Source organism: Escherichia sp. E10V5 (assembly GCF_004212315.1).
In the GTDB taxonomy this organism is placed as follows: Bacteria; Pseudomonadota; Gammaproteobacteria; order Enterobacterales; family Enterobacteriaceae; genus Escherichia.
Window position 1 is genome coordinate 134,415 of sequence record NZ_RHJM01000015.1, and the last position, 25,823, is coordinate 160,237.

Genomic DNA, 25,823 nt, shown 5'->3' on the forward strand with positions numbered 1-25,823 from the left:
AATACCGAAGAGAATTGTACTACAGTTTGAACTTAACTCACTGGTTTCCTCCTGGTGCATTCATTGATGTTCTTCATCAGTGCTTCAGGAAATGGGCGGATGGGAATCCATAGAAATGGTGCGTAGATATGCTCACCTTGCGCCTAATCATTTGACGGAGCACGCGAGGAAAACTGACGACATTTTTGGTGATGATGTCCCAAAGATGTTCCATTTCTGAAATTATGGGGAAATAAAGAAGGCGTAACTGATTGAATTGTAATGGCGCGCCCTGCAGGATTCGAACCTGCGGCCCACGACTTAGAAGGTCGTTGCTCTATCCAACTGAGCTAAGGGCGCATTACACCGCGAGATGCTGTAATCGCGTGAATTATACGGTCAACCCTTGCTGAGTCAATGGCTTTTGAACCGGTTGCTGAACAAGTGTACGGCGGTGTCTATTTATCTCACCATGAGAGCAAGGAAACACATATCCGCCCTCAGTCTGGGACAGGTAAACCTGTTTTCATTGATAAAGAGTACAATTCTCTTACGTTACGAAAAATTGTGCGTTTATATGAGCCGGGTAACTATCAAACCAGCAACTCTCTGTTGCCAAAAAAACAGCGGATTACAGATAGTCCAGAAAACGAAACCTGACAGCGCGCCCCGCTTCTGACAAAATAGGCACATCCCCTTCGACCTACGTAACAGATGGAATCCTCTCTCTGATGGCAGCAAAGATTATAGATGGTAAAACGATTGCGCAGCAGGTGCGCTCTGAGGTTGCTCAAAAAGTTCAGGCGCGTATTGCAGCCGGACTGCGGGCGCCGGGACTGGCCGTTGTGCTGGTGGGTAGCAACCCTGCATCGCAAATTTATGTCGCAAGCAAACGCAAAGCTTGCGAAGAGGTGGGATTCATCTCCCGCTCATACGACCTTCCGGAAACCACCAGCGAAGCAGAGCTGCTGGAGCTTATCGATGTACTGAATGCCGACAACACCATCGATGGCATTCTGGTACAACTGCCATTACCGGCAGGTATTGATAACGTCAAAGTGCTGGAACGTATTCACCCGGACAAAGACGTGGACGGTTTCCATCCTTACAACGTCGGTCGTCTGTGCCAGCGCGCGCCGCGTCTACGTCCCTGCACTCCGCGCGGTATCGTCACGCTGCTTGAGCGTTACAACATTGATACTTTCGGCCTCAACGCCGTGGTGATTGGCGCATCGAATATCGTTGGTCGCCCGATGAGCATGGAACTGCTGCTGGCAGGTTGCACCACCACCGTGACTCACCGCTTCACTAAAAATCTGCGTCATCATGTAGAAAACGCCGATCTGTTGATCGTTGCCGTCGGTAAGCCGGGCTTTATTCCAGGTGACTGGATCAAAGAAGGCGCAATTGTGATTGATGTCGGCATCAACCGTCTGGAAAATGGCAAAGTTGTGGGCGACGTAGTGTTTGAAGACGCGGCTAAACGCGCCTCCTGGATTACGCCTGTCCCCGGCGGCGTTGGCCCGATGACGGTTGCCACGCTGATTGAAAACACGCTACAGGCGTGCGTTGAATATCATGATCCACAGGGTGAGTAACATGGCGACATTTTCTTTAGGTAAACATCCGCACGTTGAGCTGTGCGACTTGCTGAAACTGGAAGGCTGGAGCGAAAGCGGCGCGCAGGCGAAAATCGCGATTGCAGAAGGCCAGGTAAAAGTCGACGGCGAAGTTGAGACGCGTAAACGTTGCAAAATCGTCGCCGGTCAGACTGTGAGTTTTGCGGGTCACAGCGTACAGGTTGTTGCCTGAGCCCACTTCGGCCTGCCTGTACGCAGGCCGATTCTCTTTTCAGACCTTTGCCCTCTTCGTCGCTTTCATACAGGCTGATAGCGTCGACATTTTGCCGAAGCGATCATTATGCCAACCGTTATTACCCACGCCGCCGTTCCCCTTTGTATTGGTTTAGGATTGGGCTCGAAAATCATCCCGCCGCGTCTGTTATTTGCCGGAATCATCCTGGCGATGCTGCCCGATGCCGATGTATTGTCGTTTAAATTTGGCGTTGCTTACGGCAATGTTTTTGGTCATCGCGGGTTTACCCATTCGCTGGTGTTTGCGTTTGTTGTCCCGCTGTTATGCGTACTGATTGGGCGTCGATGGTTCAGGGCTGGGCTGATTCGCTGCTGGCTGTTTTTAACCGTCTCATTGCTATCGCACAGCTTGCTGGATTCGGTAACCACTGGCGGTAAAGGCGTTGGCTGGCTGTGGCCGTGGTCAGATGAACGCTTTTTCGCGCCCTGGCAGGTGATTAAAGTCGCGCCGTTTGCGTTGTCTCGTTACACCACACCGTACGGGCATCAGGTGATAATTTCTGAATTGATGTGGGTATGGTTGCCGGGGATGGTGCTGATGGGAATGTTGTGGTGGCGCAGGCGATAACCGGATGCGAGAACTCGCATCCGGCAATAGCGCAATTACTTACGACGCCAGGTGGTCCCTTGCGGGCCATCTTCCAGCACGATCCCCATCTCGTTAAGACGGTCACGCGCCGCATCTGCCGCCGCCCAGTCTTTCGCTTTACGGGCATCCAGACGCTGTTGAATTAACGCTTCAATCTCAGCCACTTCGCTGTCGTCTGCCTGCGCACCGCTTTGCAGGAACGCTTCCGGTTCTTGCTCCAGCAGGCCCAATACAGCGGAAAGTTTACGCAGGTGAGATGCCATTGCGTTCGCCGCTGCCATATCTTCTGCTTTCAGACGGTTCACTTCACGCGCCATATCAAACAGCACGGAATAGGCTTCCGGGGTGTTGAAATCATCGTCCATCGCTTCAATAAAGCGCGCTTCAAACGCTTCGCCACCAGCAGGAGCAACGGTTTTGTCTGTACCGCGCAGCGCAGTGTAGAGACGCTCCAGCGCCGCACGCGCCTGCTTCAGGTTCTCTTCGCTGTAATTCAGCTGGCTGCGATAGTGGCCCGACATCAGGAAGTAACGCACGGTTTCCGCGTCGTAGTATTTCAGCACATCGCGCACGGTAAAGAAGTTACCCAGCGATTTCGACATCTTCTCGCGGTCAACCATCACCATCCCGGAGTGCATCCAGTAATTCACATACTGACCATCATGGGCACAGGTGGACTGAGCGATTTCGTTCTCGTGGTGCGGGAACATCAGATCTGAACCGCCGCCGTGGATATCAAAGTGGTTACCCAGCTGCTTGCAGTTCATTGCCGAACATTCAATGTGCCAGCCAGGACGGCCCGCGCCCCACGGAGACGGCCAGCTCGGTTCGCCCTCTTTCGACATCTTCCACAGAACGAAGTCCATCGGGTTGCGTTTGTCGTCGACCACGTCAACGCGCGCGCCTGCCTGCAGCTGGTCGAGATCCTGACGTGACAGCACGCCATAAGTCGGATCGGTCGGGACGTCGAACATCACGTCGCCGTTGTCAGCCACATAAGCGTGACCTTTGGCGATCAGTTGTTCAGTGAGTTCAATAATTTCTGCGATATGGTGCGTCGCGCGCGGCTCCATATCCGGGCGCAGAATGTTCAAAGCATCAAAATCTTTGTGCATTTCGGCGATCATGCGATCCACCAGCGCCACAAAGCTTTCGCCATTTTCATTGGCGCGCTTGATGATTTTGTCGTCGATATCGGTAATGTTACGCACATACTTCAACTTATAGCCGAGGAAACGCAGGTAACGCGCAACCACGTCAAAGGCAACAAAGGTACGCCCGTGACCGATATGACAGAGATCGTAAACGGTGATTCCACACACGTACATGCCGACTTCCCCGGCGTGAATAGGCTTAAATTCCTCTTTTTGGCGTGTCAGAGTATTGAAGATTTTTAGCATCGAAGATTCCGTTTAGACATGTGTGGGTAATTGAGTTGCGTATAATACCCATATTTCCCGCGCGAATCAGCATACATTGCGAGATGATCCGATCGTGCGGTTATGCTATAACACCACCCTATATATGACCCGAACCGGGTTGAAGCACCAATCAAACGGAACAGGATGCAAAAATGGTTACTTTCCACACCAATCACGGCGATATTGTCATCAAAACTTTTGACGATAAAGCACCTGAAACAGTTAAAAACTTCCTGGACTACTGCCGCGAAGGTTTTTACAACAACACCATTTTCCACCGTGTTATCAACGGTTTTATGATTCAGGGCGGCGGTTTTGAGCCGGGCATGAAACAAAAAGCCACCAAAGAGCCGATCAAAAACGAAGCCAACAACGGTCTGAAAAACACCCGTGGTACGCTGGCAATGGCCCGTACTCAGGCACCGCACTCTGCAACTGCCCAGTTCTTCATCAACGTGGTTGATAACGACTTCCTGAACTTCTCCGGCGAGAGCCTGCAAGGTTGGGGTTACTGCGTGTTTGCTGAAGTGGTTGAAGGCATGGACGTAGTCGACAAAATCAAAGGTGTCGCTACCGGTCGTAGCGGTATGCACCAGGACGTGCCAAAAGAAGACGTTATCATTGAAAGCGTGACCGTTAGCGAGTAATCGTGGCGACACTCTTTATTGCAGATCTTCATCTCTGCGTGGAAGAACCGGCGATCACCGCCGGTTTTCTGCGTTTTTTAGCGGGAGAAGCCCGCAAGGCCGACGCGCTGTATATTCTTGGCGATCTGTTTGAAGCCTGGATTGGCGACGACGATCCCAGCCCGTTTCATCGCCAGATGGCGGCTGCGATCAAAGCGGTATCCGATTCCGGCGTTCCCTGTTATTTCATTCATGGCAACCGTGATTTTCTGCTCGGCAAACGCTTTGCCCGTGAAAGCGGCATGACGTTATTGCCGGAAGAGAAGGTGCTCGAACTTTATGGTCGTCGGGTATTGATTATGCATGGTGACACGCTGTGCACTGACGATGTGGGTTATCAGGCTTTTCGCGCTAAAGTCCACAAACCCTGGTTGCAAACGCTATTCCTCGCCCTGCCGTTGTTTGTGCGCAAACGTATTGCCGCGCGAATGCGAGCGAACAGTAAAGAAGCCAACAGCAGTAAATCGCTGGCAATCATGGACGTTAACCAAAACGCGGTAGTCAGTGCGATGGAAAAACATCAGGTGCAATGGCTGATTCACGGGCATACCCATCGCCCGGCAGTGCATGAGCTCATCGCCAATGCGCAACCGGCTTTTCGCGTGGTACTCGGTGCCTGGCATACGAAAGGTTCAATGGTGAAAGTCACGGCAGATGACGTTGAATTAATTCATTTTCCCTTCTGAACACGAATGAATAGATTCTGAAAAAGCGCCGGACTAACGCAACCTGTATATCTTTTTCTGAGCCAGCAAGGTAATAAATCCCTGAGTGAAATAACAACAGGGAATATTATTATGCAACGCTGCAACGGATTTTTGATTTCTGGCATCGCTCTTACGGCAGGTGCACCTCTGTGTATTAGCTGGTTCGGTCTTGTCGGCTTCTATTTTGGCGCATTGTCACTGGTAGCTGCGGCGGTCATTTCGTGGATAGTCTATTTCTGGCTCATTTATTTAGTACTCACCCGCCCTCACAACCAACGCTTTGTAGAAAGATTTATATTGATTGTTGGTATTTGCTTTTTTCCGTGGAGCATTGTGCTGATATGGGCATTCTTTGCCAGTTCAGCCAGAGCGCATAATCAACACGCAGAGCAGACTAAAAACTCAACAACTGACGGTTAATTCCGCCTACGCAACCGTTTTCCTTGCTCTCTTTCCGTGCTATTCTCTGTGCCCTCTAAAGCCGAGAGTTGTGCACCACAGGAGTTTTAAGACGCATGTCTTCCCGCAATAATCCGGCGCGTGTCGCCATCGTGATGGGGTCCAAAAGCGACTGGGCTACCATGCAGTTCGCCGCCGAAATCTTCGAAATCCTGAATGTCCCGCACCACGTTGAAGTGGTTTCTGCTCACCGTACCCCCGATAAACTGTTCAGCTTCGCCGAAAGCGCCGAAGAGAACGGTTATCAGGTGATTATTGCGGGCGCAGGCGGCGCTGCACACCTGCCGGGCATGATTGCCGCCAAAACGCTGGTGCCAGTGCTGGGCGTGCCCGTACAGAGCGCCGCACTGAGCGGTGTCGATAGCCTCTACTCCATCGTACAAATGCCGCGCGGCATTCCTGTAGGTACGCTGGCGATTGGTAAAGCAGGCGCGGCAAACGCGGCGTTACTGGCAGCACAAATTCTTGCGACTCATGATAAAGAACTGCACCAGCGTCTGAATGACTGGCGCAAAGCCCAGACCGACGAAGTGCTGGAAAACCCGGACCCTCGAGGTGCGGCATGAAACAGGTTTGCGTCCTCGGGAACGGGCAGTTAGGCCGTATGCTGCGTCAGGCAGGCGAACCGTTAGGCATTACTGTCTGGCCGGTTGGGCTGGACGCTGAACCGGCGGCGGTGCCTTTTCAACAAAGCGTGATTACCGCTGAGATCGAACGCTGGCCGGAAACCGCATTAACCCGCGAGCTGGCGCGCCATCCGGCATTTGTAAACCGCGATGTGTTCCCGATTATTGCCGACCGTCTGACTCAGAAGCAGCTTTTCGACAAGCTCCACCTGCCGACCGCGCCGTGGCAGTTACTTGCCGATCGTAGCGAGTGGCCTGCGGTGTTTGATCGTTTAGGTGAGCTGGCGATTGTTAAGCGTCGCACTGGTGGCTATGACGGTCGCGGTCAATGGCGTTTACGCGCCGATGAAACCAAACAGTTACCGGCAGAGTGTTACGGCGAATGTATTGTCGAGCAGGGCATTAACTTCTCTGGTGAAGTGTCGCTGGTTGGCGCACGCGGCTTTGACGGCAGCACCGTGTTTTATCCGCTGACGCATAACCTGCACCAGGACGGTATTTTGCGCACCAGCGTCGCTTTTCCGCAGGCCAACGCACAGCAACAGGCGCAAGCCGAAGAGATGCTGTCGGCGATAATGCAGGAACTGGGCTATGTGGGCGTGATGGCGATGGAGTGTTTTGTCACCCCGCAAGGTCTGCTGATCAACGAACTGGCACCGCGTGTGCATAACAGCGGTCACTGGACGCAAAACGGTGCCAGCATCAGCCAGTTTGAGCTGCATCTGCGGGCGATTACCAATCTGCCGTTACCGCAACCGGTAGTGAATAGTCCGTCGGTGATGATCAACCTGATTGGTAGCGATGTGAATTATGACTGGCTGAAACTGCCGCTGGTGCATCTGCACTGGTACGACAAAGAAGTCCGTCCGGGCCGTAAAGTGGGGCATCTGAATTTGACCGACAGCGACACATCGCGTCTGACCGCGACGCTGGAAGCGCTGATCCCATTACTGCCGCCGGAGTATGCCAGCGGCGTGATGTGGGCGCAGAGTAAGTTCAGTTGAGCCATATCGGGTGGCTAATTCTCGTCACCCGTCACCTCATTTCAGCCGATGCCACGGAATCAGATTATCCATTAACACCGCCAACAAAATACTAACCAGCAATCCGTTACTTAATAATGGGCGAAGCGTTAATGGCAGATCCTGTAAATAGACAGGCGGTAATCCCATTAAAAAGATCCCAACAAATAACGGTAGTGCGAGTCGATAAACATTACGCGCCGTAAAGTTAATTTGTTGGCTAAAAAGTAGCGCAGAAAAGAGTAATGGCAAATAAGACACTAACATTACCGCACTCGTTACCGGCAGCGGAATACTGCTGAATAAGCGCGTCAGTGGCGGAGTCATCGCTACCAACAAACAAATCGCACTACCGTAGAGAAATGAACGACGTGTCGCATCGCCAGTTTGCGTTAATAAACCAATAGACGAAACGAACGGCGAAAAGGGAATAATAGCCATCGGCACCGTCACCAGCGTCATCACCCCTGTGACCACGAAACTTCGACGATAACGTCTGTTTCCCGCCCCTTGTTGTGGGTAAAAAATATCAGTACCCCGGACTGCGCCATAAGTATTGCTGATATTAACCAGACCGGTAATTACCGCCGTCACAATAATCCCTGGGGATAACTTGCCTCCGCTCCCCAAGGGAAACCATTGCCAGTGCAGTTCAGAATGAATGATTGGCGATGAAGGAAAGCAGAAACGCCAAAGTAGCCAACCTAGTATTGTCCCCACCAATACCCCATAACGTGCCAAACGCTGGGGAAGAAAAATAATCATCGCCAGCACCAGACACATTACCGCTACCGACAGAGCAAACGCTGGAAACTGAATTTTAAAATTTGGGTCGGCAATACCAAACGGCAAACCTAACATTCCCTTAAAGAAGATAGTGGTAAGCTGCGCGCCCAGCATCAACATAAAAACGACCATCACGGTTGGGGTGAACAAGCGTGCCAGACGGTGACCTAACCCACTAATACCAATTAAAATAGTCAGTACGCCGGAAATCGCAATTCCTGCTACCAGACTATTGGCAATATCATTGAGCGGTGTACCTCGCGATGATTCACCCAACGTGATGGTGAGGATCGTTCCCCACCATAAACCTCCAGGCCCTTCCATAATAGCGCGGCGATGACCGAAAAATGCCTGAGCGATACAGGCTAATGCGGTTGCCAGAAATGCATATTGCGTCAGTGTCAGCAAACAGCTTTGCGGTAGCTGAAATGCCGAAAGCAACGTTGGCGGAACCACTACGGTGTTACAAAAAATGAAGAAAAACCACTGAAAACCAGACAACATATTTTCGCGGTTAAATGAAATATTAAACATAGGAACACCTGTTAAAATCGCGCCAACTGCTATCATTTATCGAATACAGATAACTTCATTCCCCACCAGCCAGGTATTAAAAACCTTGTCTGCAGCATATTTTAATTTAGCAGTAAGGGGTAATCCACGCTAATCCCTCTTCCGTAGTGGTCTTCGGTTTATATTCACATCCTACCCACCCATCGTAGTTTGATTGCGCAATTACCGTAAAGAGATATTCGTAATTAATTTCTCCGGTCCCTGGTTCGCCGCGATGTGGATTATCGGCAATTTGCAGGTGACCAATTTTATCGGCCCACTGAGTCATGGTATTGGTTAATTCACCTTCCATCCGCTGCATGTGATAAATGTCATACTGAATTTTCAAATTGCAGCAACCAACATCATCAATCAATTTCAGCGCCTGCCGAGTTCCGGTGAGATGGAAACCAGGAATATCAAAATGGTTAATAGGTTCAATCAGTAATAAAATATCTTCTTTCATCAGCATATTCGCGGCATAACGCAGGTTTGCTACAAGCGTTGCGTGAATCTGTTCACTGCTGAAACCAGCCGGCGTTTTACCGACCAGACAGTTAATTTTTTTATTACCCAGTGCACGAGCATAACGAATCGCTGCTGCTACGCCATCCCGAAACTCTTCTTCACGGCCAGGAATACAGGCAATACCCCGCTCGCCCGCCGCCCAGTCACCTGCCGGTAAATTGTGCAGCGTATGTTCGAGTTTATTACTCGCCAGCACCTGTTTTAATTCTTCAATGTCGTAGTCATAAGGGAACATAAATTCAACACCGCGAAAACCACACTGCGCAGCTTTCTCAAAACGGGCAAGAAAATCATATTCACCAAATAACATCGATAAATTAGCAGAGAAACGTAACATTATTTATCTCCCTTATTCATAGCGCATGAAGCAGGTTTCAGTCGGTGCATCCGCTGCGTTATCGGCGATATCTTCAAATTCCATGACGTTATCCAGTTCACTGCCCATCGAAATATTGGTTACACGTTCCAGCATAATTTCCACCACCACCGGGACACGGTACTGCGCCATTAAGGCTTTCGCCTGTTCAAAGGCTGGAGCAATATCTTCCGGTTTGAAAACGCGAATAGCTTTACAACCTAAACCTTCCGCTACTTTCACGTGGTCAACGCCATAACCGTTCACATCACTGGAGTTAATATTTTCGAACGCGAGCTGTACGCAGTAATCCATATCAAATGCGCGTTGCGACTGGCGAATCAGACCGAGATAGGCGTTATTCACCAGCACATGGATGTACGGAATGTTGAACTGTGCGCCAACGGCTAATTCTTCAATCAGGAACTGGAAGTCGAAGTCACCGGAAATCGCCACCACATTACGTTCTGGATCAGCAGCACACACGCCCAGCGCCGCCGGAATGGTCCAGCCCAGCGGGCCTGCCTGACCACAGTTGATCCAGTGACGGTCTTTAAAGACATGCAGCATTTGCGCCGCAGCGATTTGTGACAGGCCGATGGTGGTGACATAGCAAACATCACGTCCAAAGGCTTTGTTCATCTCTTCATACACGCGCTGTGGTTTCACTGGCACGTTGTCGAAGTGAGTTTTACGCAACAAAGTACGTTTGCGCTGCTGGCACTCAGCAACCCACTCTTTACGGCATGGCAGACGACCTGCTTTTTGCATCTCCTGCGCCACTTCAACCAGCAGCGTCAGCGCCGCTTTAGCATCAGAGACAATGCCGAGATCCGGACACAGCACGCGACCAATTTGCGTCGGTTCAATATCGATATGAACGATTTTGCGCCCTTCGGTGTATTTCTCTACCGAACCGGTATGACGGTTAGCAAAACGGTTACCGATACCAAACACCATGTCCGACGCCAGCAGCGTTGCGTTACCGTAGCGATGCGAGGTTTGCAGACCCACCATCCCGGCCATCAGTTCGTGATCGTCCGGAATACAGCCCCAGCCCATCAGCGTTGGGATAACCGGAACGCTGGTCAGTTCGGCAAACTGTTGTAACAGCGCCGCGGCATCAGCGTTGATCACCCCGCCCCCGGCAACAATCACCGGACGTTCGGCCTGAATTAACATTTCTACCGCTTTTTCGATCTGCATACGGCTGGCTGCAGGTTTGTAGACCGGCAGCGGCTCGTACATGTCAGGATCAAACTCGATTTCCGCAACCTGTACGTCGAACGGTAAATCCACCAGTACCGGCCCCGGACGACCAGAACGCATCAGGTGAAATGCCTGTTGCAGCACACGAGGCACCAGCGCCGCTTCACGTACTGTAACCGCCATTTTACTGACCGGCTTGGCGATAGATTCGATATCTACGGCCTGAAAATCTTCTTTATGCAGACGGGCTCTCGGTGCCTGGCCGGTAATGCACAGAATAGGAATTGAATCAGCAGAAGCAGAATAGAGCGCGGTGATCATGTCAGTACCCGCCGGACCTGAAGTCCCCAGACAAACGCCGATATTCCCAGCCGTTGCGCGGGTATAGCCTTCCGCCATGTGCGACGCACCTTCCACGTGACGCGCCAGAATGTGACGAATACCGCCGTGCTTACGCATCGCTGAATAGAAAGGATTGATTGCTGCTCCCGGAACGCCGAAGGCGGTGGTGATACCTTCTTTCTCCAGCACATACATTGCCGCGTCAACGGCTCTCATTTTTGCCATTTTATTCCTACCTCTATTAATTGGAAAAATTTTCCAACTTTCAAATTTTGTCAAAAAAACCCGCTCCGCAGAGCGGGATGCGACAGACACTATGGATGTGCTTTCAGCCCCAACGCCGTGCTGATATCGCGGGCGGTGTCTCTGACCAGCTCACCCTGACTGACAAAACGATCTTCTGTCAGTCTTGATGAAGGCCCGGAGATGGAGATAGCGGCAACAACACTACCTACATCATCGTAAATTGCTGAAGCTATGCAATTCAGGCCTACAACATGCTCTTCTTTATCTACGGTATAGCCCAGTTCACGCGCTTGTTCCAGGTCCTTCAGCAAGGTAGGCATATCCACAAGCGTAGTTGGCGTAAACTGCTGCAAACCGGTTTGCAGAATGATGCTCATCAACTCCTCTTCCGCCAGCGGATAAAGCAGCGCCTTGCCCGCACCGGAAGCATGCAGCGGCAGACGACTGCCCAGCGGCGCACACATCCTGACCATCGATTTACACTCTAACTGACCAATTAATACCGCTTCATTGCCGTTACGAATCGCGACATTGACCGTCTCGCCGGAAAGCAGCATCAGGCGGCGCATAAACGGCCCGGCAACGGAGAGGACATCACGGTTATGGATGTACGCCGCGCCGACGTTAAAGACACCTAATCCTATATGCCACCAGCCTAACTGACTGTCCTGATAGACAAAATCCGCTGCCTGTAAAACCTTTAACAGGCGAAAGGTCGTCGAGAGCGGCAAATCCAGATTGAGAGAAATATCGCTAACCGACGAACTTCCCCCACTTTTTTCCAGATATTGCAGAATCGCAATTCCCCGCTCTAACGCCTGTGCGCCCTTCTGTGCCACAGGCTCCGCCTGTCCTGGCCTGCCGCGCCGTCTAACTTCCGTCATACCTACGTTAACTCCGACCTACAAGTGAGCATAAACAATGAACAATTAGTTTATCTTATGCAAGTCGGTTGCAGGCGTCACGCAAAACAGAGTTCCTGCTCAGGAATACTTTCAACATCACAGTTGTCACTGCCGCCGCGATCGATAGTCAGAAAATCGGTGACGCGCTGCCAGGCGAAAAGCGGGTGATGCCAGACGTTACGATGATAATTCACCCCCTGCTCACCGTTGGTGATAAACGCCCGCAGCGTTGACAGGTCTGGTTTATCGTCACCTGACGCCACGACCACTACAAACACTTCACCTTTCATCGGGATAAATGCCTGAGTACCCAGCGGATGACGTTCGAGTTCGTGGATGGTCAGCGGCAGATTCGCCGGTTGCGCGCGGTTAATGCTGATAAGCGTACGGTCTTGCTCAAGAATCTCAACCAGCGCCAAATCGTGATAGCGCTCCACCAGGCCATTGTTAATATGGAAAAAATCCCGTTGCTGCGTTTCGATAACGTCGCCATAAGCACAGAAGGCTTCCTGACTTAACGGTAATACCTGAAGTTTCATCTTTTTGTCCTTGTAACATAATTCCGTTCAACCACCGCCGACCGGTCAGCCAGGTTTCAATAACAGGCAATCTAAAACCTTAAGAGAACAACATCAATACAAAAGTTGGAATATTTTTCCAAAACTAGATTTAGCCCACAAATCACGCAGGGTTATCATGTGAAAATACAGGTAAATCAACGAACAGGAAAATCACGCAACCTGCTGATTTAAAAGGGGATACCTGAAGATGTTTGATCCAGAAACTTTGCGGACTTTCATTGCTGTTGCCGAAACGGGAAGTTTTTCAAAAGCGGCAGAACGATTATGTAAAACGACAGCGACCATCAGTTATCGCATTAAGCTTCTGGAAGAGAATACCGGAGTAGCGCTGTTTTTCCGCACGACTCGCAGCGTGACGTTGACAGCGGCTGGCGAGCATCTGCTTTGTCAGGCCAGAGACTGGCTGAGTTGGCTGGAAAGCATGCCGAGCGAGCTACAACAGGTGAATGATGGCGTGGAACGCCAGGTGAATATCGTCATCAACAACCTGCTCTATAATTCCGAGGCCGTCGCCCAGTTGCTGGCGTGGTTGAATGAACGTTACCCCTTTACCCAGTTTCACATCTCCCGACAAATCTATATGGGCGTCTGGGACTCGCTATTGTACGAAGGTTTTTCACTGGCTATCGGCGTCACGGGAACAGAAGCACTGGCAAATACTTTTAGCCTTGATCCCTTAGGTTCGGTGCAATGGCGCTTTGTCATGGCGGCAGATCATCCACTGGCAAAGGTTGAAGAGCCGCTAACAGAAGCGCAATTGCGGCGCTTTCCTGCGGTCAATATTGAAGACAGCGCCCGCACCTTAACCAAACGCGTCGCCTGGCGTTTGCCGGGACAAAAAGAGATTATTGTTCCTGATATGGAAACGAAAATCGCCGCCCATCTGGCGGGCGTTGGCATTGTTTTTTTGCCAAAATCACTTTGCCAGTCGATGATTGATAATCAACAACTGGTCAGCCGGGTCATCCCGACGATGCGCCCGCCTTCGCCATTGAGTCTGGCATGGCGTAAATTTGGCAGCGGCAAGGCGGTGGAAGATATTGTGGCCTTATTTACCCAGCGCAGGCCGGAAATCAGTGGATTTTTAGAAATTTTCGGCAACTCACACAGTTAAAAATCAAGTTTCCTTGCGCGTTGGCGCGTAAAATAGCGCGCAAGCTGATTTGAGGTTCACTTTTTACTATGCAAGAGAGACACACGGAACAGGACTATCGTGCCCTGCTGATTGCTGATACGCCCATTATTGATGTTCGCGCCCCCATCGAGTTTGAGCAAGGCGCAATGCCCGCCGCTATCAATCTGCCGTTAATGAATAATGATGAACGCGCCGCCGTTGGCACCTGCTATAAACAGCAAGGGTCTGACGCGGCGCTGGCGCTGGGGCATAAACTGGTGGCGGGTGAAATTCGTCAGCAGCGCATGGATGCCTGGCGGGCAGCGTGTCTGCAAAATCCGCAAGGTATTCTCTGCTGCGCCCGTGGCGGTCAACGTTCACATATTGTGCAACGCTGGCTGCATGAAGCGGGGATTGATTATCCGCTGGTGGAAGGCGGTTATAAGGTACTGCGCCAGACTGCGATTCAGGCGACCATTGAACTGTCACAAAAACCGATAGTGCTGATTGGCGGTTGTACCGGCAGCGGTAAAACGCTGTTAGTGCAACAACAGCCGAACGGTGTTGATCTGGAAGGGCTGGCGCGCCATCGCGGTTCTGCTTTTGGTCGCACATTGCAGCCGCAACTTAGCCAGGCGAGTTTTGAAAACCTGCTGGCTGCCGAAATGCTAAAAACCGACGCCCGTCAGGAGCTGCGCCTGTGGGTGCTGGAAGATGAAAGCCGGATGATCGGTTCGAATCACCTGCCGGAATGCCTGCGCGAACGAATGACTCAGGCGACGATTGCGGTGGTAGAAGATCCGTTTGAGATCCGTCTTGAGCGCCTGAACGAAGAGTATTTCTTGCGTATGCATCATGATTTTACCCATGCGTACGGCGACGAACAGGGCTGGCAAGAGTATTGCGAATACCTGCATCATGGTCTTTCGGCGATTAAGCGTCGGCTGGGGCTACAGCGCTATAACGAACTGGCTGCAAGGCTGGATGCAGCGCTGACAACGCAACTTTCAACCGGCACAACCGACGGTCATCTGGCCTGGCTGGTGCCGCTGCTTGAAGAGTATTACGACCCGATGTATCGCTATCAGCTTGAGAAAAAAGCGGAAAAAGTTGTCTTTCGCGGTGAGTGGGCGGAAGTAGCGGAATGGGTTAAGGCGCGGTAATGGGCGGTATTCTGAAACGGCGATTGTCGTGAGAACAGAATGGTTGCACCAGAATACAGATATAAAAAAACCGACATGACAGTCGGTTTTTTTATTTTTTCCGCCCAAGACTTGGTGGTTCCGGGCAGAAATGAAACAGTCCTCATCTAGCAAGTGAATTATAAGTCAGGATGCCTACATATTCAAACAGCTATGTTGGCGATACAATCCCGACGCTAGTAGCAAGACTGCCGGATGCGGCGTAAACGCCTTATCCGGCCTACACAATCTTGCAAAATCAATATATTGCACGATCCTCGTAGGCCTGATAAGCGTAGCGCATCAGGCAATCTAACGCCTGTCATCACCCCGCAAACTGCCTGAACAGCGCCTTACCCTTAACCAGTCGCGCGCCGAGCCAGCCGCCGCAAAGTGACAGCAGCAGTGCACCGCTGCACGGCAGCACAATCCACAACCGCCAGTCCGGTTCCCACGGGAAGTCGAACACTTTCGCCTGCAACACTGCCAGCGCCGTTTCCGCACCAGTTGCGGCCACCAGACCAGAAACAAACCCGAGCATGGCGAACTCACTCCACAATGTTGTGCGCAGCAGTTTTTTGCCCGCGCCTAGGGTGCGCCACACCACCAGCTCCTGATGACGCTGACGCATTCCCACCTGCACCTGTGCCAGCAACAGCAACATACCGCAGGCGGTGACCAGCACTACCATCACTTCCAGCGCCCGACTTACCTGCTCCAGCACCTGACCGACCTGTTTTAAAATCGCGCCAATGTCTAACAGGCTAATGGTCGGGAACTGACGGTTGAGTTGCGTCAACATGCTGTTGCCATTCTCCCAGCGGAAACTGGTGAGCCAGCTTTGCGGCTGTCCATCCAGCGCCCCTTCAGGGAAAATAAAATAGAAATTAGGCCGCAGACTTTCCCAGTCCACTTTGCGCAGGCTGGTCACTTTAGCGCGGAACTCCTGGGTATCGCCCATAAAAGTCACGGTATCGCCGAGGGCAACGTTTAAGCGTTTCGCCAGCCCCTCTTCCATCGACACTTCATCGGCTTTTGGCGGCCAGTTACCAGCGACAATCGGATTATGATCGGGCCGCGTATTTTGCCAGGTAAGATTGAGTTCGCGGTTAAGCGCCTCATCGTCATTACCTTCTGTCGGCTTGTCGTTAATCGCCGTCAGCCGCGCACGCACCACTGGATAAAATGATTCCGGGACTATCTGATGTTCCGCGAGGAACGCTTTTAGCGGCGTAACCTGTTCTGTGGCGATGTTGATTAAAAAGTAGTTCGGGCTTTCTGGCGGTAGCTGCTGCTGCCAGCGGTCAAGCAGATCGCCACGCAACACCAGCAGCAGCGCCAGCAGCATAAAGGAGAGCGAAAATGCCGAAAGCTGGCTTAACGTTGACCACGGCTGACGTAACAGGCGGCTGACCGCCAGGCGCAGAGGCAGCGATTTCAGCGTCATGCGGCGAAGTACATTCAGCAGCATCCAGCCCAGCACACCGCACAGCAAAGCCAGCACCACCGCGCCCGCCAGCACCGCCCACAGCAGCATACTGCCGCCCATCAGCCCGACGAGCAGCAGCACAACCACCACAGTGACAACCGGCAGATAAAACTTCAGCGGCCAGACGTTCGCTACCACATCATTACGTAGTACGCGTAAAGGCTGCGTTGCCAGCAACAGGCGGTACGGTCGTAGCCCCACCAGCAGCGAGATGACTGTCATGGTGCCGAGCGCCCACAGCCACGGCCAGAGGCTGGCAGGCGGTAGTGCGGCAGGCAGAACGGGCTTGAGCAGTACCATCAATACGCTTTCGAACAACAGGCCAATCGCCCCGCCGGTAACGGCTGAAAGCACCAGAATCATCAACCACTGACCGACGATTAACTTACGCAGTTGCGCTCGCCCTGCCCCCAGCGTTTTGAGGATCGCCACCAGATCGTAGCGACTGCGACAGTAATGATTCATCGCCACCGCCACCGCAGCCACTGCCAGCAGCAAGGTCAGAAGCGCCGAAAGCAGCAGGAACTGTTGCGAGCGTTCCATCGAGCGCCCCAGCGCGCCTTCGTCCTGTTCCAGACCGTACCAGCGTTGTTCGGGTTTAAGCTGGGGTAACAGCCATTTCTCATAGCCGTCGAGCTGATTCTCGCTGCCACCAAATTTATAGCGCCAGGTGACCCGACTCCCCGGCTGCACGGCTCCGGTTTTATCGACATCCGCCAGATTCATCATCAGGCGTGGGGCTATCTGGAAGGGGTTAAAACCGGCATCCGGTTCCTGAATCACTTCTCCGGCGATCCGCAGCGTGGCATCGCCCACGTCGATGGTATCGCCGATTTTCAGGTTAAGCAGTGCCATCAGGCGTGGGGCCAGCAATACGCTGCCCGCCTGCGGTTTCAGGCCAGGGGGATTAGTTTGCAGATCGCCATACATCGGGTAGATCTCATCCACCGCTTTGACGTTCGCCAGCTGCGGTGTGTCGCCTGCAAATGTCATCGTGGCGAAAGTCAGCTGCTTGCCGACTTTCAGGCCGCGCTTTTGCGCTTCCTCCAGCCACGCTTGCGGCACTTCGCGCGAACTGCGCAACGCCCGATCGCCCGCCATAAACTCCCGGCTTTGCTGGCTTAAACCTTTCTCCATGCGATCGCTGATATTGCCCAGCGCCAGCACACAGGCCACCGCCAGGCTAAGCGCCAGCCAGACAATTAATAGCGACGGCGAGCGCCATTCGCGCCAGAACCAACGTGCAATCATGCTTCCTCCTGCAACTGCCCGTTCACCAGCCGTAAGCAGCGGTCACAGCGTGCCGCCAGTTGCAGGTCATGGGTCACCATAATCAACGTGGTGCCATGCTCACGGTTGAGGGTAAACAGCAGGTCGGCAATTTTATCACCCGTCTGGCGGTCAAGGTTGCCGGTAGGTTCATCAGCAAATAGCACATCTGGCCGACCGTTAAAGGCACGCGCCAGCGCCACACGTTGCTGTTCGCCGCCGGAAAGCTGTGCCGGAAGATGATCAAGACGTTTGCCCAGCCCTAACTGTTCGAGCAATGCTTTCGCCCCGTTACGACTTTCCGCGCTACTCTCACCGCGCAGCAGCGCCGGAAGCTCGACGTTTTCCAGCGCGTTAAGGGTCGGAATTAACATAAATGACTGAAAAACAAAGCCTACATGCTTCGCGCGCAACTTTGCCCGCGCTTCTTCGTCCATATTATGTAGCGGTTGTCCTACCAGATTCACTTCGCCACTGCTGCCGTCATCCAGCCCGGCGAGGATCGCCAGCAAGGTTGACTTACCCGATCCCGACTCGCCCACCAGCGCGATGGTTTCGCCACGTTTGACAACCAGCTCAACTCCGGTGAGGATGGAGAGTTCATGCTCCCCCTGACCGACGGACTTCTTAAGATGATGAACTTCAACAATGTTTTCCGCTGGCATTTGCCCTTCCTGTTCCTGGTCCTGTTAACTTTCCGTGCCGCCGCAGCGGACACGTTATTAATTCTGGGTGATAGCCTGAGCGCCGGGTATCGAATGTCTGCCAGCGCGGCCTGGCCTGCCTTGTTGAATGATAAGTGGCAGAGCAAAACGTCGGTAGTCAATGCCAGCATCAGCGGCGACACCTCGCAACAAGGGCTGGCGCGCCTTCCGGCTCTGCTGAAACAGCATCAGCCGCGCTGGGTGCTGGTTGAACTGGGCGGCAATGACGGTTTGCGTGGTTTTCAGCCACAACAAACCGAGCAAACGCTGCGCCAGATTTTGCAGGATGTCAAAGCCGCCAACGCTGAACCATTGTTAATGCAAATACGTCTGCCTGCAAACTATGGTCGCCGTTATAATGAAGCCTTTAGTGCCATTTACCCCAAACTCGCCAAAGAGTTTGATGTTCCGCTGCTGCCCTTTTTTATGGAAGAGGTCTACCTCAAGCCACAATGGATGCAGGATGACGGTATTCATCCCAACCGCGACGCCCAGCCGTTTATTGCCGACTGGATGGCGAAGCAGTTGCAGCCTTTAGTAAATCATGACTCATAAAGCAACGGAGATCCTGACAGGTAAAGTTATGCAAAAATCGGTCTTAATTACCGGATGTTCCAGTGGAATTGGCCTGGAAAGCGCGCTCGAATTAAAACGCCAGGGTTTTCATGTGCTGGCAGGTTGCCGGAAACCGGATGATGTTGAGCGCATGAACAATATGGGATTCACCGGCGTGTTGATCGATCTGGATTCGCCAGAAAGTGTTGATCGCGCAGCCGACGAAGTGATCGCCCTGACCGATAATTGTCTGTATGGGATCTTTAACAATGCCGGATTCGGCATGTATGGCCCCCTTTCCACCATCAGCCGTGCGCAGATGGAACAGCAGTTTTCCGCCAACTTTTTCGGCGCACACCAGCTCACCATGCGCCTGTTACCGGCTATGTTGCCGCACGGTGAAGGGCGTATTGTGATGACCTCATCGGTGATGGGATTAATCTCCACGCCGGGCCGCGGCGCTTACGCGGCCAGTAAATATGCGCTGGAGGCGTGGTCAGACGCACTGCGCATGGAACTGCGCCACAGCGGAATCAAGGTCAGCCTGGTTGAGCCTGGTCCCATTCGTACTCGTTTCACCGACAACGTCAACCAGACGCAAAGCGATAAACCGGTCGAAAACCCCGGCATCGCCGCCCGCTTTACGTTGGGGCCGGAAGCGGTGGTTGCCAAAGTGCGCCATGCTTTTATCAGCGAGAAGCCGAAGATGCGCTATCCGGTGACGCTGGTGACCTGGGCAGTCATGGTGCTTAAGCGCCTGCTGCCAGGGTGCGCGATGGACAAAATATTGCAGGGGTGAGTTGAAGCGCGCGCTTAAGCCCCCATGTCAAAGAAAATATCGACAACAGAGAGCGACTCCATGTCCGTAGAAAATATTGTCAACATTAACGAATCTAACCTGCAACAGGTTCTTGAACAGTCAATGACCACACCTGTGCTGTTCTATTTTTGGTCTGAACGTAGCCAGCACTGTTTGCAGTTAACCCCAATTCTGGAAAGCCTCGCGGCGCAGTACAACGGGCAATTTATTCTGGCGAAGCTGGACTGCGACGCGGAGCAGATGATTGCCGCCCAGTTTGGTCTGCGCGCGATTCCGACCGTGTATCTGTTCCAGAACGGGCAACCGGTAGACGGCTTCCAGGGACCGCAACCGGAAGAAGCGATCCGCGCCCTGCTGGATAAAGTGCTGCCGCGTGAAGAAGAGCTGAAAGCGCAGCAGGCGATGCAACTGATGCAGGAAGGCAATTACACCGACGCCCTGCCATTGCTGAAAGACGCCTGGCAGTTGTCGAATCAGAACGGGGAAATCGGTCTGCTGCTGGCAGAAACGCTGATTGCGCTGAACCGTTCTGAAGATGCAGAAGCCGTGCTGAAAACCATTCCGTTGCAGGATCAGGACACCCGCTATCAGGGGCTGGTGGCGCAAATCGAACTGCTGAAGCAGGCGGCAGATACGCCGGAAATTCAACAGCTGCAACAGCAGGTGGCGGAGAACCCAGAAGATGCCGCACTGGCGACGCAACTGGCACTGCAACTGCATCAAGTTGGGCGCAATGAAGAGGCGCTGGAGTTACTGTTTGGGCATCTGCGTAAAGATCTCACCGCCGCAGACGGTCAGACGCGTAAAACGTTCCAGGAGATCCTCGCTGCGCTGGGTACGGGGGATGCACTGGCGTCGAAGTATCGCCGCCAGCTGTATGCGTTGTTGTATTGATTTTCCGTTGATCGGCGCATGAACCACAACGCCGGATGCGATGCTGCGCATCCGGCATCACATTATTTCTTCTTCAATTGCGTCACCACCAACTGGTGGCGCGAATTGTAAAATTTACGATAGGTTAAATAACAGGCAATAATGGTCGACAGGCTGGCGGTTGAGAGCAACATAAAGGTCACCATAATCTGATATTTAATCGCCTTCACTGGATCAATCCCGGCAAATATCAGCCCGGACATCATTCCCGGTAAACTCACTAAGCCAACCGTTTTTGCTGAATCGACCGTCGGAATTAAAGCCGCGCGAATACTGTCGCGAATCAATATCGCTGAAGCCTGTTTCGGCGTCGCCCCAAGACTCAGTTTCTCCTGAATCTGTTGCTGTTCGCTGATAAACCGCTGCCCGAGATTGTTATAACACAGCCCGACTGCCACCATCGCGTTACCGGCTATCATCCCGGCAATAGGGATCACCTGCATCGGGATAAATTCAATCGACCCTGAGAGAATCAGCACCGCCAGGGTAATTCCCGCCCCGACCGTAATGGCAATAAACGATGAGATAAACGCTTTAGCAATATATTTACTGCGTTTTTGCGCATTCCACGCCGCATTAAAGCAGATAAATAACACCATCAATAATGTCAGGCTGGCATCATCAACGCTGAAAATATATTTCAATACATAGCCGACAATAATCAGCTGAATTATCGCGCGCCCCACACTCCAGAGAATATCTTTCTCCAGCGCCAGTTTTTCTTTATGGCTAATTAAGATTGCGACAACCACCAGCATTAATGCCAGTGCCAGTGACTCGTTGGTAATATTATGCGTGTTCATAGCGTGCTTCCTGCATTTCTCCGGCATGCGGTTGCAGTGTAATCACTTTATCCGCATGATTAATTTCGTCTTTATCGTGCGTCACCCACAACACAGCAATATTTTGCTCACGTACATAGCGGTGGATCATCTCATTGACGTTGCGTTTGTTGCTTTCATCCAGCGCACTGGTGATTTCGTCGAGCAATAAAACCTTCGGCATAAATTGTAGGTTACGAATCAATGAGATGCGTTGTTTTTCACCACCAGATAGCTCGGCGATATTTTTCGTCAAAATGGTGTCCGGCAAGGAAAAACGTTCGAGAAAATCGAGAAAAATGGCCGGATCAGGCTGCTGGTTACGGATCTGCCAGGGAAAGATCAGGTTATCGTAGACCGTGTCGCCAAACAGAGCCGGCGTTTGGGCGCAGTAAGAAACTTGTTGGCGATAGGTTTCTGGCTTTAGTGTGCTGACATCCTCACCTTCAAACAGTAACGTTCCGCAGGTCGGGCTGATTAATGAAGCAACTATTTTTAGTAGCGTACTTTTACCGCAGCCAGAAGGGCCGGTAATTAACTTAAATTCGCCAGCACGCAGCGAAAAATTGATGTTATTGAGAATGTTCGTATCGCCCGCCCGATATCCAACATTTTGCAGTTGGAGAAAAAGACTATTTTCCTGCATTGCCCATCCCTTTTTCTGATTTTTACTAAAAACAGTTTATCCTCCGCAAGAATAAGGGGGAACTCTCTTTCAGTAATCAGGTATAATTTGTTTAATCAAGCAGCAACTTTGCTCTTTATGGACGGTACAACAGGAGGTTTTTCCGATGCTTATTTTTATCCCGATTCTCATTTTTGTCGCGCTGGTGATTGTTGGCGCGGGCGTCAAAATCGTGCCGCAGGGCTATCAGTGGACGGTAGAACGATTTGGTCGTTATACCAAAACGTTACAGCCGGGGCTAAGTCTGGTGGTGCCGTTTATGGACCGCATTGGTCGTAAGATCAATATGATGGAGCAAGTGCTCGACATCCCATCCCAGGAAGTTATCTCGAAAGATAACGCCAACGTCACTATCGACGCCGTTTGCTTTATTCAGGTGATTGATGCCCCGCGCGCGGCTTATGAAGTTAGCAATCTGGAACTGGCAATCATCAACCTGACCATGACCAACATCCGTACCGTTCTGGGTTCGATGGAACTTGATGAAATGCTCTCTCAGCGCGACAGCATTAACTCGCGTCTGCTGCATATTGTCGATGAAGCCACTAATCCGTGGGGGATAAAAGTCACCCGTATTGAAATTCGCGATGTGCGCCCACCGGCTGAACTTATCTCTTCAATGAACGCGCAGATGAAAGCGGAACGTACCAAACGCGCTTACATCCTTGAAGCAGAAGGGATTCGTCAGGCGGAAATTCTCAAAGCCGAAGGTGAAAAACAGTCACAAATCCTGAAAGCGGAAGGTGAACGTCAGTCGGCATTCTTACAGGCCGAAGCGCGTGAACGTTCGGCTGAAGCAGAAGCACGCGCAACCCAAATGGTGTCTGAAGCCATTGCTTCTGGTGACATTCAGGCGGTGAATTACTTCGTGGCGCAGAAATACACCGAAGCGTTACAGCAGATTGGTTCCTCCAGCAACAGCAAAGTGGTGATGATGCCATTAGACGCCAGCAGCCTGATGGGATCGATTGCCGGGATTGCTGAACTGGTGAAAGACAGCGCGAACGAGCGAAATAAATCATGATCGAGATGATAGTTATCCATCCGCATATTTTTTGGCTGAGTCTCGGCGGTCTGCTGCTGGCAGCCGAGATGTTGGGCGGCAATGGTTATCTGTTGTGGAGCGGTGTCGCGGCGGTGATTACTGGCCTGGTGGTCTGGTTGCTGCCGCTGGGTTGGGAGTGGCAAGGGGTGATGTTTGCCGTCCTGACGCTACTTGCCGCCTGGCTGTGGTGGAAATGGCTGGCACGAGGCGTGCGCGAACAAAAGCACAGTGACAGTCATTTAAACCAGCGCGGACAGCAATTGATCGGCAGACGATTTGTGCTGGAATCACCGTTAGTCAACGGGCGCGGTCATATGCGCGTCGGCGACAGTTCATGGCCCGTCAGCGCCAGCGAGGATCTCGGTGCAGGTACGCATGTTGAGGTTATTGCGATTGAAGGGATAACGCTGATCATCCGTGCGGTCATCGCCTGATGCGACGCTGACGCGTCTTATCATGCCTGGAAATCTGTGCCTGAACGTAGGCCGGAAAGGCGTTTACGCCGCATCCGGCAGTCGCGCACCGACGCCTGATGCAACGCGGGCGCGTCGGCCGCCTCCGCCATATTAACTGGCATTGGCAAATTACTCGTCACTGCCTTTATTCATGTTTTTTTGGTCTTCATCCGGATAGTGTTTTTTTAGATATTCCAGGACGTTTTTATTGACCTTGTGTTGGGTATACACCCACCCTTTCCAGTAATCAGGCTGGTCCAGGTAAACTTCTGGCGGAATGGTGAAATCAGAAAGCGTTAACCATTCGGCTAACAGATCGGGGTTTCTCTTCTGGATCAACTGCAACAGCATGATCAGCGACATGGCAGAGGCAGGAGCCGTACTATCGCCGCTTAAATACTTCCACACCGTAGAGCGATTCGAACGAAAAAGGATGGGGAGCAGCGCCCTGTCCAGATTCATTTCATTAAAAATCTTCTCAAATTCATTCATTTAATTTTCCTGCCTGGCGTAAACCTCTTAAAAATTGAGATTTATCAAAGAAACGCATTCTAGCACACATCAGGAACAGCTTCACGTTTAGCCTAGAAACAACATTTATTTCGCTTATCAAAACAAGTCTTTACTCTTTTTTACATTGAAAAAGCACAAAATGATTTTCTATTTTATTTATATAAGAAACATTTTTTGTTTCTTATTGGCGATATTTACGCTTACACCAACCAAAAATGCGCTTTACATCACACAAATGGCGGCGTAGATTTCGATTAAATTGCAACGTAGTTTATTTCTTAAAATAATATTATTTGTTTCTTATAGAAACACTAATGCGACTTATTTTGCACGAGAGAAAATGAATGAAAACTGTAAACGTAGCTTTACTGGCACTCATAATTTCAGCAACATCCAGCCCTGTTGTTTTAGCTGGTGATACCATTCAAGCGGCGGCAACAGAGCTTTCAGCCATTAACTCTGGCATGTCGCAATCGGAGATTGAGCAGAAGATTACCCGCTTTTTAGAACGCACAGACAACAGCCCCGCTGCGTATACCTATTTGACTGAACATCACTACATCCCTTCTGAAACATCTGATACCACTCAGCCTCCCCCTGTCCAGACAGATCCTGACGCAGGACAAAAAACCGTTGCCGCTACAGGTGATGTACAGACAACTGCCCGTTATCAGAGCATGATCAACGCCCGACAGTCTGCGGTAACTGATGCCCAGCAAACGCAAATTACAGAGCAACAGGCGCAGATCGTAGCCACACAAAAAACGCTCGCCGCGACTGGAGATACGCAAAATACCGCGCATTATCAGGAGATGATTAATGCCAGACTGGCGGCTCAAAATGAGGCTAATCAGCGCACTACCACTGAACAAGGGCAGAAAATGAATGCGCTGACAACCGATGTGGCAGCACAACAGCAAAATGAAAGGACTCAATACGATAAACAAATGCAAAGTCTGGCGCAGAAGTCAGCCCAGGCACATGAGCAAATTGAAAGTCTGAGACAAGATTCCGCACAAACGCAGCAACAGTTAACCAACACCCAAAACCAGGTCGCTGATAACAGCCAGCAGATTAACACGCTCAATAACAATTTCAGTTCGCTGAAAAACGAAGTTGAAGATAACCGTAAAGATGCTAATGCGGGGATCGCGTCAGCCATTGCCATTGCCTCACAGCCGCAGGTGAAAACCGGTGATTTAATGATGGTGTCAGCGGGAGCAGGAACGTTCAACGGTGAATCTGCGGTGTCTGTCGGAACATCTTTTAATGCCGGAATTCATACGGTAATTAAAGCGGGAGTCTCAGCGGATACACAATCTGATTTTGGCGCAGGTGTCGGCGTGGGATATTCGTTCTAATTTTAATAGCA

At 51.7% G+C, this 25,823-nt stretch carries 28 protein-coding genes, 1 tRNA gene and 1 pseudogene; 18 read left to right on the forward strand and 12 right to left on the reverse strand.

What is annotated here, in order from left to right; translation table 11 throughout:
- Window positions 1–76: 76 nt before the first annotated feature.
- Window positions 77–220 (forward strand): annotated as a pseudogene (locus tag D9738_RS12160) (integrase); the annotation flags it as partial.
- Between the two features lie 42 nt (window positions 221–262).
- Here D9738_RS12160 and D9738_RS12165 read toward each other — a convergent pair.
- Window positions 263–339 (reverse strand) — tRNA-Arg (locus tag D9738_RS12165).
- A 57-nt stretch (window positions 340–396) separates the two neighbouring features.
- Between D9738_RS12165 and D9738_RS12170 the strand changes: the two genes are divergently transcribed.
- The 4 genes from D9738_RS12170 (at window position 397) to D9738_RS12185 (ending at window position 2,421) form a co-directional block, all read left to right on the forward strand.
- Window positions 397–639, forward strand: coding sequence for a hypothetical protein (locus tag D9738_RS12170; protein WP_130260268.1), 243 nt, complete (start codon window positions 397–399; stop codon window positions 637–639).
- A gap of 71 nt (window positions 640–710) precedes the next feature.
- Window positions 711–1,577 (forward strand): bifunctional methylenetetrahydrofolate dehydrogenase/methenyltetrahydrofolate cyclohydrolase FolD, encoded by an 867-nt coding sequence (gene folD / locus D9738_RS12175; protein WP_130206375.1) that lies wholly within the window; start codon window positions 711–713, stop codon window positions 1,575–1,577.
- Window position 1,578: 1 nt separating this feature from the next.
- Window positions 1,579–1,791: a ribosome-associated protein YbcJ gene (gene ybcJ, locus D9738_RS12180; protein ID WP_130206373.1), complete on the forward strand. Its 213-nt coding sequence runs from the start codon at window positions 1,579–1,581 to the stop codon at window positions 1,789–1,791.
- A 108-nt stretch (window positions 1,792–1,899) separates the two neighbouring features.
- Window positions 1,900–2,421 carry a metal-dependent hydrolase gene (locus tag D9738_RS12185; protein ID WP_130260269.1) on the forward strand — a complete coding sequence of 174 codons (522 nt, stop codon included), beginning with the start codon at window positions 1,900–1,902 and terminating at the stop codon, window positions 2,419–2,421.
- A gap of 35 nt (window positions 2,422–2,456) precedes the next feature.
- On the opposite strand, the gene cysS is transcribed toward D9738_RS12185, so the two are convergent.
- Window positions 2,457–3,842 (reverse strand): cysteine--tRNA ligase, encoded by a 1,386-nt coding sequence (gene cysS / locus D9738_RS12190; RefSeq protein ID WP_000912345.1) that lies wholly within the window; start codon window positions 3,840–3,842, stop codon window positions 2,457–2,459.
- A gap of 173 nt (window positions 3,843–4,015) precedes the next feature.
- On the opposite strand from cysS, the gene ppiB reads away from it, so the two are divergent.
- The 5 genes from ppiB (at window position 4,016) to purK (ending at window position 7,345) form a co-directional block, all read left to right on the forward strand.
- Window positions 4,016–4,510, forward strand: a complete 495-nt coding sequence (ppiB, locus tag D9738_RS12195; RefSeq protein ID WP_000256002.1) for a peptidylprolyl isomerase B — start codon at window positions 4,016–4,018, stop codon at window positions 4,508–4,510.
- A gap of 2 nt (window positions 4,511–4,512) precedes the next feature.
- Window positions 4,513–5,235, forward strand: coding sequence for a UDP-2,3-diacylglucosamine diphosphatase (gene lpxH / locus D9738_RS12200; protein ID WP_130206371.1), 723 nt, complete (start codon window positions 4,513–4,515; stop codon window positions 5,233–5,235).
- Window positions 5,236–5,346: 111 nt separating this feature from the next.
- Entirely contained in the window at window positions 5,347–5,676 is a 330-nt protein-coding gene (locus D9738_RS12205; RefSeq protein WP_130260270.1) for a hypothetical protein, read from the forward strand.
- A 95-nt stretch (window positions 5,677–5,771) separates the two neighbouring features.
- Window positions 5,772–6,281 (forward strand): 5-(carboxyamino)imidazole ribonucleotide mutase, encoded by a 510-nt coding sequence (gene purE / locus D9738_RS12210; RefSeq protein WP_001295318.1) that lies wholly within the window; start codon window positions 5,772–5,774, stop codon window positions 6,279–6,281.
- Window positions 6,278–7,345, forward strand: coding sequence for a 5-(carboxyamino)imidazole ribonucleotide synthase (gene purK / locus D9738_RS12215; protein ID WP_130260271.1), 1,068 nt, complete (start codon window positions 6,278–6,280; stop codon window positions 7,343–7,345). Before purE ends, purK begins: the two co-directional genes overlap by 4 nt.
- A gap of 36 nt (window positions 7,346–7,381) precedes the next feature.
- On the opposite strand, the gene D9738_RS12220 is transcribed toward purK, so the two are convergent.
- From D9738_RS12220 to allA, 5 genes are all read right to left on the reverse strand, one after another.
- A complete protein-coding gene (locus D9738_RS12220) occupies window positions 7,382–8,683 on the reverse strand; it encodes a uracil/xanthine transporter (protein ID WP_130206365.1) in 1,302 nt (433 codons plus the stop codon).
- A 106-nt stretch (window positions 8,684–8,789) separates the two neighbouring features.
- Window positions 8,790–9,566: a hydroxypyruvate isomerase gene (gene hyi, locus D9738_RS12225; RefSeq protein ID WP_130260272.1), complete on the reverse strand. Its 777-nt coding sequence runs from the start codon at window positions 9,564–9,566 to the stop codon at window positions 8,790–8,792.
- Window positions 9,567–9,578: 12 nt separating this feature from the next.
- Complete coding sequence (gene gcl / locus D9738_RS12230) at window positions 9,579–11,360, reverse strand: glyoxylate carboligase (protein ID WP_130260273.1); 1,782 nt, start codon at window positions 11,358–11,360, stop codon at window positions 9,579–9,581.
- 89 nt (window positions 11,361–11,449) lie between these two features.
- Window positions 11,450–12,265, reverse strand: a complete 816-nt coding sequence (allR, locus tag D9738_RS12235) for an HTH-type transcriptional repressor AllR (protein ID WP_000141275.1) — start codon at window positions 12,263–12,265, stop codon at window positions 11,450–11,452.
- 77 nt (window positions 12,266–12,342) lie between these two features.
- Window positions 12,343–12,825 (reverse strand): ureidoglycolate lyase, encoded by a 483-nt coding sequence (gene allA, locus D9738_RS12240; protein ID WP_130206359.1) that lies wholly within the window; start codon window positions 12,823–12,825, stop codon window positions 12,343–12,345.
- 229 nt (window positions 12,826–13,054) lie between these two features.
- Between allA and allS the strand changes: the two genes are divergently transcribed.
- On the forward strand, window positions 13,055–13,981 hold the full coding sequence (gene allS / locus D9738_RS12245) for an HTH-type transcriptional activator AllS (protein WP_130260274.1): 927 nt from the start codon (window positions 13,055–13,057) through the stop codon (window positions 13,979–13,981).
- 68 nt (window positions 13,982–14,049) lie between these two features.
- Window positions 14,050–15,144 carry a tRNA 2-selenouridine(34) synthase MnmH gene (gene mnmH / locus D9738_RS12250; RefSeq protein ID WP_130260275.1) on the forward strand — a complete coding sequence of 365 codons (1,095 nt, stop codon included), beginning with the start codon at window positions 14,050–14,052 and terminating at the stop codon, window positions 15,142–15,144.
- A gap of 343 nt (window positions 15,145–15,487) precedes the next feature.
- On the opposite strand, the gene ybbP is transcribed toward mnmH, so the two are convergent.
- Window positions 15,488–17,902 carry a putative ABC transporter permease subunit YbbP gene (gene ybbP / locus D9738_RS12255; RefSeq protein ID WP_130260276.1) on the reverse strand — a complete coding sequence of 805 codons (2,415 nt, stop codon included), beginning with the start codon at window positions 17,900–17,902 and terminating at the stop codon, window positions 15,488–15,490.
- Window positions 17,899–18,585 (reverse strand): putative ABC transporter ATP-binding protein YbbA, encoded by a 687-nt coding sequence (gene ybbA / locus D9738_RS12260; protein WP_130260277.1) that lies wholly within the window; start codon window positions 18,583–18,585, stop codon window positions 17,899–17,901. The genes ybbP and ybbA overlap by 4 nt, the downstream gene beginning before the upstream one ends.
- Here ybbA and tesA point away from each other — a divergent pair.
- From tesA to cnoX, 3 genes are read left to right on the forward strand one after another with little or no spacing between them, the layout of a single operon-like run.
- The gene (tesA, locus tag D9738_RS12265) at window positions 18,556–19,179 is read left to right on the forward strand and encodes a multifunctional acyl-CoA thioesterase I/protease I/lysophospholipase L1 (RefSeq protein ID WP_001295836.1); all 624 of its coding nucleotides are present in this window, start codon (window positions 18,556–18,558) and stop codon (window positions 19,177–19,179) included. The genes ybbA and tesA overlap by 30 nt on opposite strands.
- On the forward strand, window positions 19,169–19,978 hold the full coding sequence (ybbO, locus tag D9738_RS12270) for an NADP(+)-dependent aldehyde reductase (protein WP_130206351.1): 810 nt from the start codon (window positions 19,169–19,171) through the stop codon (window positions 19,976–19,978). The genes tesA and ybbO overlap by 11 nt, the downstream gene beginning before the upstream one ends.
- A 60-nt stretch (window positions 19,979–20,038) precedes the next feature.
- On the forward strand, window positions 20,039–20,893 hold the full coding sequence (gene cnoX, locus D9738_RS12275) for a chaperedoxin (RefSeq protein WP_001295322.1): 855 nt from the start codon (window positions 20,039–20,041) through the stop codon (window positions 20,891–20,893).
- Between the two features lie 62 nt (window positions 20,894–20,955).
- On the opposite strand, the gene fetB is transcribed toward cnoX, so the two are convergent.
- Together fetB and fetA are read right to left on the reverse strand one after the other, a co-directional pair.
- On the reverse strand, window positions 20,956–21,735 hold the full coding sequence (gene fetB / locus D9738_RS12280; protein WP_130206349.1) for an iron export ABC transporter permease subunit FetB: 780 nt from the start codon (window positions 21,733–21,735) through the stop codon (window positions 20,956–20,958).
- Window positions 21,722–22,399 (reverse strand): iron ABC transporter ATP-binding protein FetA, encoded by a 678-nt coding sequence (fetA, locus tag D9738_RS12285; protein ID WP_130260278.1) that lies wholly within the window; start codon window positions 22,397–22,399, stop codon window positions 21,722–21,724. The genes fetB and fetA overlap by 14 nt, the downstream gene beginning before the upstream one ends.
- A gap of 145 nt (window positions 22,400–22,544) precedes the next feature.
- On the opposite strand from fetA, the gene D9738_RS12290 reads away from it, so the two are divergent.
- The gene (locus tag D9738_RS12290; protein ID WP_000904498.1) at window positions 22,545–23,462 is read left to right on the forward strand and encodes an SPFH domain-containing protein; all 918 of its coding nucleotides are present in this window, start codon (window positions 22,545–22,547) and stop codon (window positions 23,460–23,462) included.
- A complete protein-coding gene (locus D9738_RS12295) occupies window positions 23,459–23,917 on the forward strand; it encodes an NfeD family protein (RefSeq protein WP_130260279.1) in 459 nt (152 codons plus the stop codon). The genes D9738_RS12290 and D9738_RS12295 overlap by 4 nt, the downstream gene beginning before the upstream one ends.
- Window positions 23,918–24,067: 150 nt before the next feature.
- Here D9738_RS12295 and D9738_RS12300 read toward each other — a convergent pair whose 3' ends face one another.
- Window positions 24,068–24,430, reverse strand: coding sequence for a hypothetical protein (locus D9738_RS12300; RefSeq protein WP_001001643.1), 363 nt, complete (start codon window positions 24,428–24,430; stop codon window positions 24,068–24,070).
- Window positions 24,431–24,795: 365 nt separating this feature from the next.
- Here D9738_RS12300 and D9738_RS12305 point away from each other — a divergent pair, with 365 nt between their 5' ends.
- Window positions 24,796–25,812, forward strand: a complete 1,017-nt coding sequence (locus D9738_RS12305; RefSeq protein WP_130260280.1) for a YadA family autotransporter adhesin — start codon at window positions 24,796–24,798, stop codon at window positions 25,810–25,812.
- The last annotated feature ends 11 nt before the right edge of the window (window positions 25,813–25,823 follow it).

What these genes read in the sequence shown, in the direction of transcription:
- D9738_RS12305 (WP_130260280.1), top strand. Translation starts at nt 24,796, where the DNA reads ATGAAAACTGTAAACGTAGCTTTACTGGCACTCATAATTTCAGCAACA.
- cnoX (WP_001295322.1), top strand. Translation starts at nt 20,039, where the DNA reads ATGTCCGTAGAAAATATTGTCAACATTAACGAATCTAACCTGCAACAG.
- ybcJ (WP_130206373.1), top strand. Translation starts at nt 1,579, where the DNA reads ATGGCGACATTTTCTTTAGGTAAACATCCGCACGTTGAGCTGTGCGAC.
- fetB (WP_130206349.1), bottom strand. Translation starts at nt 21,735, where the DNA reads ATGAACACGCATAATATTACCAACGAGTCACTGGCACTGGCATTAATG.
- allA (WP_130206359.1), bottom strand. Translation starts at nt 12,825, where the DNA reads ATGAAACTTCAGGTATTACCGTTAAGTCAGGAAGCCTTCTGTGCTTAT.
- folD (WP_130206375.1), top strand. Translation starts at nt 711, where the DNA reads ATGGCAGCAAAGATTATAGATGGTAAAACGATTGCGCAGCAGGTGCGC.
- ybbO (WP_130206351.1), top strand. Translation starts at nt 19,169, where the DNA reads ATGACTCATAAAGCAACGGAGATCCTGACAGGTAAAGTTATGCAAAAA.
- ybbA (WP_130260277.1), bottom strand. Translation starts at nt 18,585, where the DNA reads ATGCCAGCGGAAAACATTGTTGAAGTTCATCATCTTAAGAAGTCCGTC.
- D9738_RS12170 (WP_130260268.1), top strand. Translation starts at nt 397, where the DNA reads ATGGCTTTTGAACCGGTTGCTGAACAAGTGTACGGCGGTGTCTATTTA.
- ybbP (WP_130260276.1), bottom strand. Translation starts at nt 17,902, where the DNA reads ATGATTGCACGTTGGTTCTGGCGCGAATGGCGCTCGCCGTCGCTATTA.
- tesA (WP_001295836.1), top strand. Translation starts at nt 18,556, where the DNA reads ATGAACTTCAACAATGTTTTCCGCTGGCATTTGCCCTTCCTGTTCCTG.
- D9738_RS12300 (WP_001001643.1), bottom strand. Translation starts at nt 24,430, where the DNA reads ATGAATGAATTTGAGAAGATTTTTAATGAAATGAATCTGGACAGGGCG.
- gcl (WP_130260273.1), bottom strand. Translation starts at nt 11,360, where the DNA reads ATGGCAAAAATGAGAGCCGTTGACGCGGCAATGTATGTGCTGGAGAAA.
- D9738_RS12290 (WP_000904498.1), top strand. Translation starts at nt 22,545, where the DNA reads ATGCTTATTTTTATCCCGATTCTCATTTTTGTCGCGCTGGTGATTGTT.
- allS (WP_130260274.1), top strand. Translation starts at nt 13,055, where the DNA reads ATGTTTGATCCAGAAACTTTGCGGACTTTCATTGCTGTTGCCGAAACG.
- mnmH (WP_130260275.1), top strand. Translation starts at nt 14,050, where the DNA reads ATGCAAGAGAGACACACGGAACAGGACTATCGTGCCCTGCTGATTGCT.
- D9738_RS12205 (WP_130260270.1), top strand. Translation starts at nt 5,347, where the DNA reads ATGCAACGCTGCAACGGATTTTTGATTTCTGGCATCGCTCTTACGGCA.
- purE (WP_001295318.1), top strand. Translation starts at nt 5,772, where the DNA reads ATGTCTTCCCGCAATAATCCGGCGCGTGTCGCCATCGTGATGGGGTCC.
- allR (WP_000141275.1), bottom strand. Translation starts at nt 12,265, where the DNA reads ATGACGGAAGTTAGACGGCGCGGCAGGCCAGGACAGGCGGAGCCTGTG.
- D9738_RS12220 (WP_130206365.1), bottom strand. Translation starts at nt 8,683, where the DNA reads ATGTTTAATATTTCATTTAACCGCGAAAATATGTTGTCTGGTTTTCAG.
- fetA (WP_130260278.1), bottom strand. Translation starts at nt 22,399, where the DNA reads ATGCAGGAAAATAGTCTTTTTCTCCAACTGCAAAATGTTGGATATCGG.
- cysS (WP_000912345.1), bottom strand. Translation starts at nt 3,842, where the DNA reads ATGCTAAAAATCTTCAATACTCTGACACGCCAAAAAGAGGAATTTAAG.
- hyi (WP_130260272.1), bottom strand. Translation starts at nt 9,566, where the DNA reads ATGTTACGTTTCTCTGCTAATTTATCGATGTTATTTGGTGAATATGAT.
- D9738_RS12185 (WP_130260269.1), top strand. Translation starts at nt 1,900, where the DNA reads ATGCCAACCGTTATTACCCACGCCGCCGTTCCCCTTTGTATTGGTTTA.
- ppiB (WP_000256002.1), top strand. Translation starts at nt 4,016, where the DNA reads ATGGTTACTTTCCACACCAATCACGGCGATATTGTCATCAAAACTTTT.
- purK (WP_130260271.1), top strand. Translation starts at nt 6,278, where the DNA reads ATGAAACAGGTTTGCGTCCTCGGGAACGGGCAGTTAGGCCGTATGCTG.
- D9738_RS12295 (WP_130260279.1), top strand. Translation starts at nt 23,459, where the DNA reads ATGATCGAGATGATAGTTATCCATCCGCATATTTTTTGGCTGAGTCTC.